The sequence below is a fragment of the Vagococcus sp. genome (assembly GCF_036639995.1).
In the GTDB taxonomy this organism is placed as follows: domain Bacteria; phylum Bacillota; class Bacilli; order Lactobacillales; family Vagococcaceae; genus Vagococcus.
This window is the reverse complement of sequence record NZ_JAVWHO010000002.1, coordinates 82,573-99,724: the sequence shown is the minus strand read 5'-3', so window position 1 is coordinate 99,724 and position 17,152 is coordinate 82,573. Positions and strand designations below refer to the sequence as shown.

Annotated in this window: 13 protein-coding genes; 4 read left to right on the top strand and 9 right to left on the bottom strand. The window is 31.8% G+C overall.

The window, feature by feature from the left end; translation table 11 throughout:
* Positions 1-308: 308 nt before the first annotated feature.
* Entirely contained in the window at positions 309-971 is a 663-nt protein-coding gene (locus tag RR554_RS01850) for a hypothetical protein (RefSeq protein WP_332467305.1), read from the bottom strand.
* Positions 972-1,155: 184 nt separating this feature from the next.
* On the opposite strand from RR554_RS01850, the gene RR554_RS01845 reads away from it, so the two are divergent.
* From RR554_RS01845 to RR554_RS01830, 4 genes are all read left to right on the top strand, one after another.
* Positions 1,156-2,775: a cell division site-positioning protein MapZ family protein gene (locus RR554_RS01845; protein WP_332462600.1), complete on the top strand. Its 1,620-nt coding sequence runs from the start codon at positions 1,156-1,158 to the stop codon at positions 2,773-2,775.
* Between the two features lie 67 nt (positions 2,776-2,842).
* Positions 2,843-4,552, top strand: coding sequence for an NFACT RNA binding domain-containing protein (locus tag RR554_RS01840; RefSeq protein ID WP_332467304.1), 1,710 nt, complete (start codon positions 2,843-2,845; stop codon positions 4,550-4,552).
* Positions 4,549-5,778, top strand: coding sequence for a hypothetical protein (locus RR554_RS01835; protein ID WP_332462598.1), 1,230 nt, complete (start codon positions 4,549-4,551; stop codon positions 5,776-5,778). The genes RR554_RS01840 and RR554_RS01835 overlap by 4 nt, the downstream gene beginning before the upstream one ends.
* Positions 5,779-5,978: 200 nt before the next feature.
* Positions 5,979-7,415, top strand: coding sequence for an APC family permease (locus tag RR554_RS01830; RefSeq protein ID WP_332462597.1), 1,437 nt, complete (start codon positions 5,979-5,981; stop codon positions 7,413-7,415).
* A gap of 96 nt (positions 7,416-7,511) precedes the next feature.
* Here the strand turns inward: RR554_RS01830 and RR554_RS01825 are convergent, their stop codons facing one another.
* The 8 genes from RR554_RS01825 to RR554_RS01790 form a co-directional block, all read right to left on the bottom strand.
* A complete protein-coding gene (locus RR554_RS01825) occupies positions 7,512-7,712 on the bottom strand; it encodes a cold-shock protein (RefSeq protein ID WP_086343223.1) in 201 nt (66 codons plus the stop codon).
* Positions 7,713-7,883: 171 nt separating this feature from the next.
* Positions 7,884-8,513, bottom strand: a complete 630-nt coding sequence (locus tag RR554_RS01820; protein WP_332462596.1) for a YfbR-like 5'-deoxynucleotidase — start codon at positions 8,511-8,513, stop codon at positions 7,884-7,886.
* Between the two features lie 57 nt (positions 8,514-8,570).
* Entirely contained in the window at positions 8,571-8,981 is a 411-nt protein-coding gene (locus tag RR554_RS01815; protein ID WP_332462595.1) for a phosphate-starvation-inducible PsiE family protein, read from the bottom strand.
* A gap of 136 nt (positions 8,982-9,117) precedes the next feature.
* Positions 9,118-10,965: a glycoside hydrolase family 13 protein gene (locus RR554_RS01810; RefSeq protein WP_332462594.1), complete on the bottom strand. Its 1,848-nt coding sequence runs from the start codon at positions 10,963-10,965 to the stop codon at positions 9,118-9,120.
* Between the two features lie 17 nt (positions 10,966-10,982).
* Entirely contained in the window at positions 10,983-13,385 is a 2,403-nt protein-coding gene (locus RR554_RS01805; protein WP_332462593.1) for a glycogen/starch/alpha-glucan phosphorylase, read from the bottom strand.
* A 39-nt stretch (positions 13,386-13,424) separates the two neighbouring features.
* Positions 13,425-14,855 carry a glycogen synthase GlgA gene (gene glgA / locus RR554_RS01800; protein ID WP_332462592.1) on the bottom strand — a complete coding sequence of 477 codons (1,431 nt, stop codon included), beginning with the start codon at positions 14,853-14,855 and terminating at the stop codon, positions 13,425-13,427.
* Between the two features lie 3 nt (positions 14,856-14,858).
* Complete coding sequence (glgD, locus tag RR554_RS01795) at positions 14,859-16,010, bottom strand: glucose-1-phosphate adenylyltransferase subunit GlgD (RefSeq protein ID WP_332462591.1); 1,152 nt, start codon at positions 16,008-16,010, stop codon at positions 14,859-14,861.
* Entirely contained in the window at positions 16,000-17,142 is a 1,143-nt protein-coding gene (locus RR554_RS01790) for a glucose-1-phosphate adenylyltransferase (protein ID WP_332462590.1), read from the bottom strand. Before RR554_RS01790 ends, glgD begins: the two co-directional genes overlap by 11 nt.
* Positions 17,143-17,152: the final 10 nt, after the last annotated feature.

Sequence of the window (17,152 nt, the reverse complement as noted above, 5' to 3'; positions counted from 1 at the left end):
AAAAAAAGATGAGCAATAACCTAATATTGGTTATTGCTCATCTTAAAATAGACAAAACAAAAACCGCATACTTTCCTATGCGGTCAATTTATAAATCACCCGACATAGATACATTTTTAGAAAAGATTCTAAAAGGTTGTATCTACGCCAAAATAAAAGCCTAAATACAACTATCTACGCCAAGTTTGCCATGAAAAACTATTTAATTGATTTTTTATAATACCAGTTGATCTCATGACAATACCTTCTTTCATTTATTAAATAATTATTAGAAACATCTTAACCTTCAAACATAAAAAAGTCAATATCTACTCAAAAATAACTTCTGATGTACGTGTGCCACTTTGGTTATTTGGTGTCTGTTCTAAGGATTGTTCTAGACCTTGATCCAGAGATGAATCTTCTTTTTTATCAACACGAATTGGTTTCTTTTGTGCTATTTTAGGGTTGATCATTACATCAATTTCGTCAATTAATTGTTGTTGCCCACTTTCTAATTCGTTGAAGCTAAAACGATTTTCTTCCTTGCCATCTTTCATTAAAAGAAAATTATTCTTTTCTTTTAATTTCAATTCTTTAATTGTTTTAGAGTTCTCGTAAATAGGCTGATAAACGTAAACTACATCAGGCAAGCCTTCTACTTTTGTTTTTTGATTAAACATTTTCTTTAAATCTTTATATCCTTTATTATCTTTAGCATCAACGATGGCTACAACAGATTGTCCTTCAGCAGAAAGCGCCTTTTCCAACTCTGTGTCTTTTACATTTTTAAATTGCTTGTTTTTAAAAGTTGTTTTAGCAACCGATTCGATTTGTTGCTCTCTAATCGTGTCACGGTACATAGATGCAAATCCCTTACTAACAACTAATCCAACAACAATAATACAAATAATTGCGATTGTTTTTTTCTTTTTCAGCACATTTAATATGACGTCAAATGCATCTTTAAATCCGTCTTTGTGTTCCTTCATTGAAAAACCACCTTAAATATTAATAGGTTTATTATAACTCATATTCACTAAATTGAGAATACTAATAGAGAATCAACTCATCAAAGCATTGTTTTAAATTATGTTTTCCCTATATTTTTTACTTAAAATAGTATATAATGATTTAATTGTAGAGCAATTTTTTATGATTAGGAGCGAATTCATTTTGACAAAAGAAAATAAAAAATGTCCTAATTGTGGTCATGAATTTAAACAGGGTGAAGAATACTGTCCTAACTGTGATTTGTTCATTCCAATAAACGAACAATCTGAACTGGAAAATACCCTTGACCTAAATGCAACCAAACAATTTAAGACATTCAAAGAAAAAGATATAGAAAAAAATGTAGACGATACGCACAAAGAACCAACATTTAAGCACAGAGGAGAAACTGCAGAATCCACTAAAGAAAAAGAACAAGAAGAAATCCCATCTGTTACTCAGGAAACTAATAAAAATACAGGTGATACTTTTGTTGCAGAAAAAGAAGAACCTTCTGTTGAATGTGATCAAATAGAAGAAACAATCTATGAAGATGATTTAGCTAATACAACAATTGTTAGTGGTCAAAATATAGCAAAAGATTTAGAAGAAGAATTTAAAGAAATCACTTCTGAGGAAACACTTCCTTCTAAAGAATCCCAGGTCTTATCTGATGAATCTATTGCTAAAGAAGAAAGCGATAGCACCCCTGACAAAAAGAAAAAAGGAAAAGCTATTATTGGTATGTCTGCTGCGGTCCTTTTAATTGCTGGTGGTTTAACTTTCTATTCAGCACAACAAAAAAAGGCTGACGAAAAAGCAACAACAGAACTGGTCTCTTCTGCTGAGTTAAATTTAAATTCTTTATACAGCAATTCTGACCATGTTTTTTTGAAAAAAGATATTTCAGCTGCAGATATTGAAAAAGCCAATTCTTCTTTAGATAAACTTAAAGGCAAAGACAATTACAACGAACTAAAACAAGATTTTGATAAAGTGGAAGAAAAATTCAATAAACAAAAGGCAATGAATGAATTGTTCAAATCACCTATTATTGAAGGCGACAAATTAAATAGTAAAGTATTTGTCAAAAATGCTGATCATATAGCAATCAATAAAATAGCTACTGAAAAAGACGGCTTTGATATTCTTTATAATAAAGGGTTCGCTGAAGCTGAAGAACAAAAAGAGTTACTATCAAAAGCTAACGACGCCTTAGAAAGTATTTATAAAGATGATAAAGTGATTAAAAATGCTACACGTGAACAATATGAATCAGCTGAAAAAGCAATTAAAGGGATTAAAGACGCTGACGCTAAAAAAGATCTACAAGAGAAATTAGAAAAAGTGGATAAATACCTTGTTGAAAATGATAAAAAACAAGCTGAATTAGCTGCTGCTGAAGAACAGGCTCGTTTAGCTCAACAACAAGAACAACAACAAAATAACAGTATTCAACCAGCACAAAACAATAATAATAGTAACTCAAATTACAAAGATACTGATTCTAAGTATAAATGGGGAAATCGTAAAGATGAAAACATTGACTACAATGATGCTGCTTGGGGCTGGGGTCCTGGCGTTCAAGAAAAAGTTATCTCAGAGGTTATTAGCCGTGGTTATGTGACTGAAGGAGGTTACAATTTAGTTCCTAAATATGTTGAAAATGGCGAAGGTTTTTACGATTTATATGCAACGACTAATTCAAAAATTTTCCCAAATAGTAAACCTGAAGAGTTCCCTCTTTATGTTGTAACAATTAATGCAAAAACAGGTTGGTTTAAAGGAAACGGACCTAATTAAAATGACTTTATAGGGAAATACCGCTCTGGTTATTTCCCTATTTTTATGTTAAAAAGGAGGATTTATCATGTCTTTTGATGGCATCTTTACTCATCTAATAACTAAAGAATTGACCCAAGAATTAATTGGTGGGCGAATCTCAAAAATTCATCAACCTTATGAAAATGAGATTATGTTAGTTATTAGAAATAACGGGAAAAATCATACATTACTTTTATCTGCACACCCTTCCTACTCAAGGGTTCAGATTACACAAATAAATTATACTAACCCAAAAACGCCTCCTAACTTTTGCATGGTTATGCGAAAATACTTAGAAGGAAGCCTTTTACAAAAAATTGAACAAATTGAAAACGATCGCATATTACAATTTTCTTTTAGTAGCAGAAATGAGTTAGGCGATTTAGAAAACATTATTTTAACGATTGAACTAATGGGACGTCATAGTAACATCATTTTATACAATCAAAATTCGAATAAAATTATTGATTCTATTAAGCACATTGGAACAAGCGTTAATAGTTATCGCTCTATTTTGCCTGGTACAGATTATATTTATCCACCTACTCAAGATAAGCTAAACCCCTTCAACGTTTCTGATGAAAGACTGTTTGAATTAATGAATACAGCAGATCAAATTGATACTGCACTTATTCAATCTACTTTTCAAGGATTTGGAAAAGATACCGCAAACGAACTCGCTTGGCGACTTAATCAAAATAAAAATAGTAAACTCACGACCTGGAATCACTTTTTCAAAGAATTAAATGAGAACCTCTCCCCTTCTTTCTATCAATCAGGAGAGAAAGAATTTTTTACGCCTATTTTATTCGAAACACTTGGCGAATCTTTCGAAAAATTCGATAGTCTTAGTTCTTTACTTGATGGTTATTATGAAGGTAAAGCTGAAAGAGATCGTGTAAAACAACAAGCAGGGGAACTTTTTAGAAAAGTAAAAAATGATCAAGTGAAAATTAAGAAAAAAATAAAAAAGTTTGAACAATCTTTAATTGATGCAGATAATGCGGAAATTTACCGAATCAAAGGCGAATTACTTACAACTTTTTTACATGAAGTCCCCCGTGGTGCAAAAAAAGTTAATCTTCAAAATTACTATGAAAATAATGAATCGATTGAAATCATTTTAAATGAAGCGCTAACGCCTAATCAAAATGCACAAAAATTTTTTCAAAGATACCAAAAACTAAAAAATAGTGTTAAAATTGTGACGGAACAACTAAAAAAAGCAAATTATGAGTTAATTTATTTAGATTCAATTGAAGATCAGCTTGAACGCGTTTCTCCAAAAGATATTGATTTCATTCGTGAGGAGTTAATTTCAGAAGGCTATATTAAGGACAAACAAAAAAAGAAAAAGAAAGTACCTAAAAAGAGCCAACCAGAAACATTCTATTCTTCTACAGGATCAACTATTCTTGTTGGGAAAAACAATTTACAAAACGATCAATTAACTCTAAAAACTGCCAATAAAACTGATACTTGGCTACATGCTAAAGATATTCCTGGTTCTCATGTTATTATACGCAGTAATGAACCTGATGATACGACTCTTTTAGAAGCTGCTAATCTAGCCGCTTACTACTCTAAGTATCGTTTGTCTGCTCGTGTTCCGATTGATTACTGCTTAGTAAAATATGTAAAAAAACCAAACGGTGCGAAACCTGGTTATGTTATCTATGACAACCAGAAAACACTATTTGTAACACCAAGTAAAAGTTTTGTTGAAAAAGGATTAGCAAATGGAGGTCAGTTATGAGATTTAGAGATGCTTTAATAATTTTTATTGGTATTAGTTTGATGGTATTTGGAATTAGTTATTTCATTTATCGTTATATTTTCAAGAAAAATTTAAAAAATCGGAAAGCTAACATATTTATGATTGTTGTTACCCTTTCTGGGGTTGGTTTATTTCTACCACAAACAACTACCTATGTACTAGAAAAAAAAGGTATTATCAATAATGAAACAGTAGAATATGTTAGTGGGAAAAAAGTTGTTAGCCACGCAAACGCTCGTGAACGCCTAGTTCTTCCTACAGCCTATGATACAATTGAAAATACTCACCCTTCTGTTATCAGTTTTCCTGAAAAATGGAATGGATATAAATACTGGATGGGCATTACAGCTTACCCTAAAGGTGTTGCAACCTATGAAAATCCTCATATATTTAAATCAAACGATTTAATTGAATGGATTCCTGATGAACAAAACCCATTAGACGAACCAAAATCTGAGAAATTTAATGGTGAAGTCCCTCTACAATATGATTCAGATACAAATTTAGTTTACAACAAAGAAGAAAATCGTATTGAATTATTCTGGCGTTATGTTGATGATATCTCTGGAGATGTTATTATTTACCGAATTGATTCAAAAGATGGTAAAAGTTGGACAGATAAAAAAATTATTTATAAAGCCAACCGTAAAAAAGGAGATTGGATTTCGCCAGCTTTCGTTAAAGATGAAAATGGTTACCAAGTTTGGTATGTAGCAAACGGCTACCGTATATGGCACCGTACTAGTAGTGATGGACTTAAATGGAGCGCTCCAACAGAAGTTAAAATGAAGTATTCAAACTCTGATAGTATGCGACATTGGCATTTAGATGTCCAAAAAACTGATCTTGGATATGAAACAGTTGTCTCTGGTTTTAAAAATGATGGCACAAATAACTTGTCACTAAGACATGTCATGAATCTTTATTATTCAAAATCAAAAGATGGTGAGAAATGGGATGATTTAGACCCTATCATCTTCCCATCAAAAGACAAACATCAATTCGATGGCAAAGGCCTTTATAAGAGTGCCTTACTAAAAGAAAATGGTAAATACTATGTCTTTTATAGTGGTATTGGTTTTGATGATACCCGTGGTGTTGGGTTATCGTACGGTAAAGATATTCATAACCTGAAAGGTTTAAACTACTCTGATACATCAGATTTATTAAAAGATAAAAAAGAAGAAAAAAAAGATAAGAAATAAACAAAACGCTCAAAGAACCGTTTACATCATTGGTTTTTTGAGTGTTTTTTTATTTTCTAAAATGCTAATTTAGTTAACGAATATTTATTCAATTTTAACTGTATTTTCATAATATTAGGTTTTGTTTAAATTTTGATTGTCATATCATGATTAAATCATTATTATTAATTTTATATCAAATTTTAAGGAGTGATTTATTTATGGGTAGTTCTAAACAACTTAGATGGTATAATGTTGCCATTATTGCCTTCGTATCTGTTTGGGGGCTTGGAAATGTTGTTAACAACTATGCAACGCAAGGCTTGTCTGTTATTGTCTCTTGGATACTTATCATGGCCCTTTACTTCGTACCCTACGTATTAATTGTGGGACAGTTAGGTTCTGTGTTTAAAGATAGTACAGGTGGTGTTAGTAGCTGGGTTAAAAACACTACAACAAAACGTATTGGATATTTTGCAGCTTGGACTTATTGGGTCGTTCACATCCCCTACTTAGCTCAAAAACCGCAAGGAATCATTATTTCAATTAATTGGATATTGAAACAAAATGGTGATTTTATCAACACTGGAAATGCAACAGTTATTGCATTAATCGGTTTAGTTATTTTCTTATTCTTTTTATGGATCTCATCAAAAGGATTAACTACATTAAAAACTATTGGCGGTCTAGCTGGTACTGCAATGTTTATTATGTCATTATTATTCATTTTATTAGCTGTATCTGCACCTGCCATTACAGGAGCAACTTTTGCAACACCTGATATGGGAAATATAAAATCTTATTTACCTAAATTTGATTTTGCTTACTTTACAACCATCTCAATGTTAGTTTTTGCTGTTGGTGGGGCGGAAAAAATTTCTCCTTATGTTAATGAAACAAAAAATGCCTCTAAAGAATTTCCTAAAGGAATGCTCGTTTTAGCTATTATGATTGGTATTTGTGCCATTTTAGGTTCTTTTTCAATGGGAATGCTATTTGATAGCCACAACATTCCAAATGATTTAATGGCAAACGGTGCTTATGAAGCCTTTGGAAAGCTGGGAGCTTATTATAAAGTAGGTAATCTATTTGTTGTCATTTATGCGATTGCTCAAATGCTAGCACAAATTTCTGCTTTAGCTTTCTCTATCGATGCACCTTTAAAAATTCTTTTATCTGATTCTGATAAAGAATTTATTCCAGAGAGTTTTTCAAAAACTAACAGTAAAGGGACACCTGTAAAAGGTTATATCTTAACTGGAATTTTGGTAAGTATTTTAATTATTGTTCCTGGTCTTGGAATCAAAAATATGAATGAAAACTATAAATGGCTATTAAATCTTAATTCAATTGTTATGCCTCTACGTTATTTATGGGTATTTTTCGCTTATATGATGATTAATAAATTACATAAAGATTTCAACTCTGATTATAAATTTATTAAAAATCCTAAAATTGGTTATTTAGTTGGTTTATGGTGCTTTATCTTTACGGCATTTGCTTGTATTTTAGGAGCTGTGCCAAAAATTTCATATACCGATGAACCAAAAGCTTTTGTTTTCCAATTAATTATGAACATTGCTACACCTATCGTATTAATCGGTTTAGGGGCAATCTTCCCTTATTTTGCAAGAAAAGCTCAAAATAAAGAAGTATAAAAATAAAAAACCTTCAAAATTGAAGGTTTTTTTGTTACTATTTTATGGCCAAAAAAAACGCTAGAGATTTATCTCTAACGTTTCAGAAAGCTTTAATTAAGCTTTTTCGATGTTTGTTGCTTGAAGTCCACGTTGTCCTTCTTCTACGTCGAAAGTAACAGCTTGTCCTTCTTCTAAAGTTTTGAATCCTTCACCTTGGATAGCTGAGAAGTGTGCGAATACGTCTGTACCGTCTTCTTGAGTGATAAATCCAAATCCTTTTTCTGCGTTAAACCATTTTACTGTACCGTTAGCCATGTGCTTTTCCTCCTATTGCGCATCTTTGTACGCGTATTATTGCAATAAATGTGACGCTTAATAGGAGAATTATATATAAAATAAATATTTTCCTAATTTCGAATCAAATTACTACACTAATTATTCTAACATAACAATCATAAGACTACAATGCTTTTCACTGTTATTTTTTTAATTATGTACTTGATCAAGTCTTGTAATAAACTTTTCTCTCCCATAAAAGTCTTTATTCAGTAATTCTGGGAATATTTCTTCAAAAAAATAAATAACAGAAGGTCTATGAGTAAAACTCTGTATCGTTTGAACTGACTCAATAAACATATCCATATAGACTTCCTCAGGATTGCTTTTAACTATTTCTTCAAAAGATTCATAAAGTAAATCTATTTTATCAGCAATTGCCAAAATTTCTCCTTCCACACTGTCATCTTTTGCTTCAAACAAACGTCGACGATAAATTTCTTGGAACTCTTCGGGAATTTCTTGTGCAATAAATTCTTCTGTCATTTTTTCTTCAACTACTTGAAGCATACCTCTTAACTCAGTACTCGCATATTTAACAGGTGTTTTAATATCTCCGATAAAACGCTCTGTATAATCATGATTAAGAGCTTTTTCGTACAACGCTTTCCAATCAATCGAAATGCCGTTTGCTTCTTCTATATCACCTAATACTTGAGAAATAGATGCCACTCGGTAAGAATGAGCTGCCACTGTATGTTCTGTATATTTAAAAAAACCAGGAGCACGACTTATTTTTTCTAAATTATTTAATCCTAAAATAAATTCATTTAATCCCATACTTATCACCTCTTAATTTTCTAACAATGATATCATTTATTTTTATGTTGTCAAATATTAACCTTGATTCTTACGATCAATTTCTTTCTTTTTAATTAATTCAATGATATACAAGACAATAATTAAAATAAGAATGGCTAGCGTGAGTAACAATGTTTGAAGAGCATCATCATGAACAACAAGTAGTTGTCTTAATATGGCTGTTATACTTATGATAACAAGATACTTAATTGGTATGTTATGTGTATCCTCAATATACTTTGTAATCATCACTATAAACTCAAATAACATGAAAAAGGCCAGGATGTATCCAGAAAAAACTTCTAAAGAACGTTGGTCATTTGGTAGAGTAATAAGTTGAAAGATTCCTAATAAATCTCTTGCCATGTAGATTATTATTAATGTTGCTAAAATAAACAAAAACACATTTACTATTTTATCTAAACTTTTTTTATAAAATTCTAACATAAAATCCCTCTTTTCCTTAATATCTATCAAAAATTTGTAAAATCATCATATCTTTTTGAGAAAAAACTGTCAATTAATAGTCATTAAAATAAAAAAGAAGAACTCTGATTATCCCAGGTTCCTCTTCCTAACTAACTTAATTAATTATTTCTTTTACTAAAAATAGATAATGATGTTTTGAAATGCTCATTCGAGGAATATCAAAACGTTTTACAATTCCAGTTGCTTCGACAGGGTCGAGTTCATCACATTGCCAATGTTCATTAATAATTTCACTTTCAATATTAGTAAAATTAAAGAAACCAATACACTCTTCATTTTCATAATATCTATGGATCGCAAACAATGATTTATCTAGGTTATATAAAATATGAGAGTCTCCTTTTAATAAAGAAATATGACTTCTTCTAACCATTGATAAATTTTGACAAACTTTTTTCATCTCTTTATTTGGGTTACCCCAAGGATAGAATCGTCGATTATCAGGGTCTTTCTCGCCCTCTAAGCCAACTTCATCTCCGTAGTATACACATGGAACTCCTGGCATCATAAACAGCATAGCGAAAGCTTGAGCAGTTTTTAAGAAGGAGCCTTCGCATTCGTTCAAAACTCGAGCGGTGTCATGCGTTCCGATATTATTAAATAAATTGTAGTAAAAATAATCCGGATAGTTTTCCTTCATTTCCATCATTGCCGAGATAACATCAATCATAGGCTTTCTTTGATTAACCAAATCTAAAATTTGCTCTCTCAAGGGATAATTCATTACGCTATGTAAAACCGGATGAGAAGCATACTCTTTTCGCTCCCCGTAAGCAACTTTGTTAGAAGCGTCTTCCCAAACTTCACCAATCAAAACTTGATTATCTTTTTGATTGATTTTTTTTCTAATTCCTTCTAAGAAGAAGTTGGGTAGTTCATCAGCTACATCAAGACGCCAACCATCAATGTTATATTTTTCCCAAAAACCTAAAACACTGCTTTCATTACCATAGATAAACTCTTGATATGAACGATTGTGCTTATTAATTTCTGGTAAATCAGCAATTCCCCACCATGATTCATACTCATTAGGGTAATTCAAAAACTTAAACCAATTATAGTACTTAGAATGTGGGCTTTGATAGGCCCCGACATTTTTTCCATACACTCCCGAATAATTAAAATATTGACTATTTCTTCCAACATGAGAAAAAACACCATCTAAGATGATTCGGATATTATTTTCATGAAGAGTATCAACCAATTCTTTAAAATCATCATTTGTCCCAAGAACAGGATCAATATTAAAATAGTCATTTGTATCATATCGATGATTACTATTGGCTTCAAATACTGGATTCAAGTAAAGAGCAGTAATCCCTAATTCTTTAAAATAAGGTATTTTTTCTTTAATTCCTTTTAAATTCCCACCGAAAAAATCCCATCTCTCAATGTCACCTTTTTTATCTTTGATGTACATTGGTACGTCTTCTTCAGTTCCATAAAGAAAAGTATTTTTTTTAGGGTTATTTATTCTTTTATTCTCATTTCCGTTAAAGAAACGATCTGGAAAAATTTGATAAAATACTCCTTCTGTATACCAATCAGGCGCAGCATCTCTTGTCTCATAACAAGTTAGTTGATACCACTTGATACTTGCCTCATTAACATATTGATAACCTTGACCACCATAGTCACTATTTCCATAATAAAGAATAAATTCATTACCTTCATTATTAATTGCTGTAATTTTGAAGCAATACAAATACAAACCACTACCCTTAGTTGCTTGGTAGTGGTAATTGTATTTGTTGGCTTCAATTTGTTTCATTGTATATTCGTTAATTTCAATTGAATCACCTTGTTTTTTCATTACCAAGGATACTGATTTAATGTATTCATTGGAATCAACGTTTATATTAAACTCAACTTTCCCTTTGTCCTTAATGGCACCAAAGGGCATTTTGAATTTTTTTAACCATGAATTATATTGAATATCCAAAAACTATTTCACCTCTTTTAATGTTTGCGAATTGGTTCGATTTGCCAAATATCTTCAGAATATTTTCTAACGGTATCATCTGAAGAAAAATGACCTGCATGGGCAATATTAGTTAAACTCATTTTACCCCATTTTTTCTTATCTTTGTAGCTTGCATCGATCCATTCTTGTGCGTCGCAATAAGAAATGAAATCTCTTAAAACAAAGAATTCATCATTGTATTTAATTAATGAATCATAAATTTCTTGCCCTTCTAATTGGCAGTTTGGAATTGTTCCATCAACAAATGCATTAACCACACGATGAATAATTGGGTTATTTTGATAGATATCAGATGAATTATAGTTTTGTTCGTTGTAATAACGATAAACTTCTGATTCAGTTAAACCAAAAATAGCAATATTATCTTCTCCAACAGTATCTCTAATTTCAATATTTGCGCCATCTAATGTTGCTAAAGTGATAGCACCATTTAACATAAATTTCATATTAGATGTTCCTGAAGCTTCTTTTGAAGCAAGTGAAATTTGTTCACTCACATCAGCTGCAGGGATGATAATTTCAGCCAAACTAACATTATAGTTTTCTAAAAAGACAACTTTTAATTTATCTTGGATATCTTTATCATTGTTAACTAAATTAGCTGTTTCATTAATTAATTTAATGACAGATTTAGCAAAATGATAGCTTGGCGCAGCTTTTGCTCCAAAGATAAAGACTCTTGGTGTCATATCTAAATCTGGATTTTCTTTTAAATCTAGGTAGAGTTTAATAATATGCATCAAGTTCATCAATTGACGTTTATAAGCATGGAGACGTTTGATTTGAATATCAAAAATAGCATCTGGTGAAACTTCAACATTGTTATGTTCTTTAATATAGGCTGCTAAGCGTTTTTTATTTTCATGTTTGGCATTTGCAAGGTCTGATAATAATTTATCATTGTTTTCATGATTAAGAAGTAATCTTAAATCACCTGTATCTTTGCGCCATGTTTTACCAATGTATTTATCTAACGTTTTGGACAATACTGGATTACTTAATTGTGACCAACGTCTTTGAGCAATTCCATTTGTTTTATTATTGAATCGCTCTGGATAAATTGTGTAAAAATCCTTCAAAACAACAGATTTTAATAAATCAGAATGAAGTTTTGCTACACCATTGATAGAGTGAGAACCAATAATCGCTAAATGGGCCATATGCACTTGATCATGATAAATTATGCGAGTTCGTTTGATTAAATCATCATCAAATACGCCTTGCCACTCTTCAACATAGCGACGATCAATTTCTTCAATAATTTGGAAAATACGCGGACAAACTTCTTTGATTAATGATGTTTGCCATTTTTCAAGCGCTTCTGACATAATTGTGTGGTTAGTGTAACTCATCACTTTAGTTGTCACATCCCACGCTTTTTCCCAAGCCATACCTTCTTCATCAACAAACAGACGCATCAATTCAGCAACACACATCGCTGGATGAGTATCGTTAATATGAATCGCAATATATTGATTCATTTCTGTCATTGGTAAATCTAGTGTTTTATAGTAATTAAAGATACTTTGCATCCCAGCTGAAACAAAGAAATACTCTTGAGATAATCTGAAACGTCTTCCGTGTTCATTAGAATCGTCTGGATATAAAACTGATGTTAGATTTTCAAGTTCTTGACGACCTTCAAAGTTTTGGAAATTAGCTTTATCTGCTTCGGTAACCTCTGCACTCCATAAACGCATTGTATTAACAGTATCATTTTCAAAACCAGTCATACCAGTGTCATAAGGAATAGCTTTGATTGAGTAACCGCCTTTATACATAGGTTTTAGTTGTCCAGTTGGTGTTTCAATCAAGTAAACTTTCCCGCCAAAATGAACATCCACAGCTTTACTTTCACGTTTTACCTCCCAAATATTTCTACTAGTTAACCATTCATCTGGAAGTTCAGCTTGATAGCCATCAACAAATTTTTGTTTAAATAAACCATATTCATAGCGAATACCATTTCCGTTCCCAGGCATACCAATTGACGCTAAAGAATCCATGAAACATGAAGCTAGTCGTCCTAATCCACCGTTACCTAATGCCATATCCGGTTCTTCTTTTGCTAAGTCATCTAAACTAACACCTAATTCCTTCAATCCTTCTTCAACTGTATCGTAAATACCTAAGTTTAATAAGTTACTTTTAAGCATTCTACCTGGCAAAAATTCGATAGAGAAATAATAAACTTGCTTCTGTTTATTCTCTAAATAATCTTGTCTAGTATGTTTCCAGTTGCGACTATAGTGAGATGTCACTAACTTTCCTAATGTCTCGTATAATTCTTTGTTAGACGCATCTTTAATTGAAAGAGCAAAACGCTCTTGCAATCTTTCTTCAAATTCTTCTTTAAAATTTTTCTTCGTAAATGTCATATTTATTCTTTTCTACCTTTCAAATACACAAACAACTCTTTAAATCACTTCATTGTATAGTGCTATATATTGTTCACAAGAATGACTCCAACTGAAATCTGTATTCATTGCTTGTTTCATTAATTTTTCAAACGCAACTTTATCATCAATGTATAAGAAAATTGCTTTTTTGATTACTTCCATCAAGAAGTAAGATTCGAAATTACTAAAGCCAAAACCAGTTCCTTCACCTGTAATAGGATTGTATGGGATTACGCTATCTTTTAAACCGCCTACTTCATGAACGATTGGTAATGTACCATATCTCATAGCCATCATTTGTGATAGGCCACATGGCTCAGTTGCTGATGGCATTAAAAACACATCAGATCCTGCATAAATTTGTTGAGCCAACGTTTCATCAAAGGAAATATTAATACTCGTTTTTTCAGGATACTTATGGCCGAAATATTCAAACTGACTTTCAAACATCGGATCTCCCGTTCCAAGTAATACCACTTGAACATCAAATTGTAATAAATTTTCCATCTCGGCTAATAAAATGTGGAAGCCTTTTTGATAAGTCAAACGACTCACTAAACCAATCAACGGCACATCATCACGAACAGGCAAACCAACTCGTTCTTGTAAGTCAGCTTTGTTTAATTTTTTTATTTCTAATGAGTCACTGTTATAATGGTGGTTTAGTTTTGGATCCGTTTCAGGATTGAACACTTCATAATCTATTCCATTTAAAATACCACATAATTTATGAGATTCCATTCTTAGGATTGGATCTAAACCAAAACCAAATTCAGGCGTTTGAATCTCATTAGCATAGTTAGGACTAACTGTGGTAACTTTTGCTGAGTACAAAATACCTGCTTTCATAAAGTTTACAGCGTCATGGAAACGTATTGTCCCGTCATCATAACGATCATAACCTAAACCAAATAATTCTGGTAGAATTTCTTTACCATAAACACCTTGGAATTCTAAATTATGAATCGTCAAAATCGTTTTAATATGCGAATATGATTCAATCCAATTATATTTTTCTTTTAAAAGGAACGGGATCATCGCTGTATGATGATCATTAAGATGCATAACATCTGGAACAAAATCAACTTTTTCCAGCATTTCTATAATAGCCATTTGGAAGAATGCGAATTTTTCTCCATCATCAAAATCACCATAAATATTTGGACGATTAAAATAGTACTCATTGTCAATAAAATAATAATCAATTGAGTTATGATGTAAGAGTTTAACACCGCAATATTGTCTTCGCCAGCCAACACCTACTGTAAATTCATAAATGTCTTCGCATTGATTTCTGAGCTCTTCTGAAATTTTAGATGAAAAAGGTAAAACAACACGAACGTCAATACCTTTTTCTTTCAATTCTTTCGGTAAAGCTCCAGCAACGTCACCTAATCCACCTGTTTTAAAGAATGGACTACATTCAGATGTACAAAATAAAACCTTCATTCATTATTCCTCCATTTGAATTAAATCTTCAACTACATGAACATTTTTTTGTACCACAATTGGATTTTCCGGTGTACCGATAACACGAACGCCCTCTTCTATAACGACATTTTTATCTAAAATAGCATACTCAACACGAGCATCTCTCTTAATTTCAGATTTCGCCATAATAATAGAGTTAGACACAACTGCATTTTCTCTTACAATTGATTTAGAAGAGAATATTGATCGATCAACATTACCATATACTAAACATCCTGCTGCAAGTTGACTATTCGTTACTTTACTATTAGCCGAATAATAAGTAGGCACACCGTTAATATTTTTCATGTAAATTTTCTTACTAGAGTGGAGCAGTGACAAGAATTTTCCTGATTCGAGCATTTCCATGTTAGCATCATAGTATGATTTAATATCATGGATATTACTTAAATAACCAGTATATTCAAAAGCCCATGTTTTTTTAGTTTTCATTGTGTCTCTTAAAATATTTTCAATTCTAATGGCATCATCCATTGCTTTTCCTTGTTTCAACTCTTCAACTAACCAATCTGATTTTACAATAAAAATATTCATGAATAAATTTTCTGTATCATCTATTTTAGCAGAAGAATCAAAAACAGTTAAATCCTTCACATTACCATTTTCAGCAACATCAAGTAAAATATCCCCTTGAGCAACTTGTTCTTTTGGCATTTTTTTGTAAACAACTGTAACGTCTTCTCTGTGTAATTTATGTATATTAAGCACTTCACCTAAATCAAGATTGCAAAGCATCTTATTTCCAATAAATACTGTAAATTCTGAATCTGATTTTTCAACGTATTCAATAATGGCATCGTAATAATGTTCATCAACAGATTTTTCAGCTTCAAATCCTTGGAAAAAGTGCATGAAATAACGATTTGGTAAACTACTTAAATTCCATTCTTTTCCACTACTAATATGATCAATAACAGATTGGGTCATTCCTTGATTGAAAATCATATAAATTGAATGAATATCTGCATCAATAACATTTGATAAATTAAAATCAATCATTCGGTAAATACCATCAAACGGTAATAAAGAAACAGGTCTTCTAGATGTTAAAGGTAATAATCCTTCAAATTTATTAATATCTCCAAGAATCGCACATGTTTTATTAGTCTTCATCATTACACACTCCTATTACTTCAGCATGGCCTACAACAGCAACCTCTTCGTCTCCCTCGATACTCGCATTATCACCAACAACTGCATTTTCACCCACAATTGCTTTTGTGATAACAGCATTTTTACCCACTCTTGCACCTGGCATAATCACACTATCAGTGATTTTAGCTCCTTCACCAATTTGAGCATCCGTTGAGATGATACTATGAACCACATCTCCAGACACATAACTTCCACTAGCAACTAGTGATTCACTAACTGTGGCTGCTTCATTTAAAAATTGAGGAGGTGATACACGGTGTTTTGTTGTAATACGCCAGTTACGATCACGAATATTAAGTTCGTTGTCTGGGCTAATGAATTCCATGTTCGCTTCCCATAATGATTCAACAGTACCTACATCTTTCCAATAACCTTCAAATCCATAAGCGTACACTCTTTCTCCACTATTAATATATGAAGGAATAATATGTTTACCAAAATCAAGCATTTCACCATCTTTTTGATGTGTTGTTAATAAGAATTCTCTTAAATACGCCCAGTTGAAAATGTAAATTCCCATTGATGCTAAATTATTCTTAGGGTTTTCTGGTTTTTCTTCAAACTCAATAACTCGATTATTTTTGTCAGTATTCATAATCCCAAAACGAGAAGCTTCTTTTAGTGGTACTTCGATAACCGATACAGTTAATGAAGCATTATTTTCTTTATGAGCTTCCAACATTTTTTCATAGTCCATTGTGTAAATATGATCACCCGAAAGTACTAGAACATATTCAGGGTCCATTCTGTCAATGTAATCCATATTTTGGAAAATAGCATGTGCTGTTCCTTCAAACCATTTACTTCCATCATTTGCTGAGAAAGGTTGTAAAACTGTCAAATCTGAATTAATACCATCTAATCCCCAACTATCACCATTTCCGAGATGGGAATTTAAGATCAAAGGTTCATATTGTGTCACGACACCTACGTTTGAAATATTTGAATTAATACAATTACTTAGAGTGAAATCGATAATACGGTATCTGCCACCAAATGGAACAGCTGGTTTGGCAATACTTTGAGTGAGCTTTCCTAACCTAGAACCTTTACCGCCTGCTAAAATCATTGCTAAAACTTCTTTTTTCATATTGACCTGA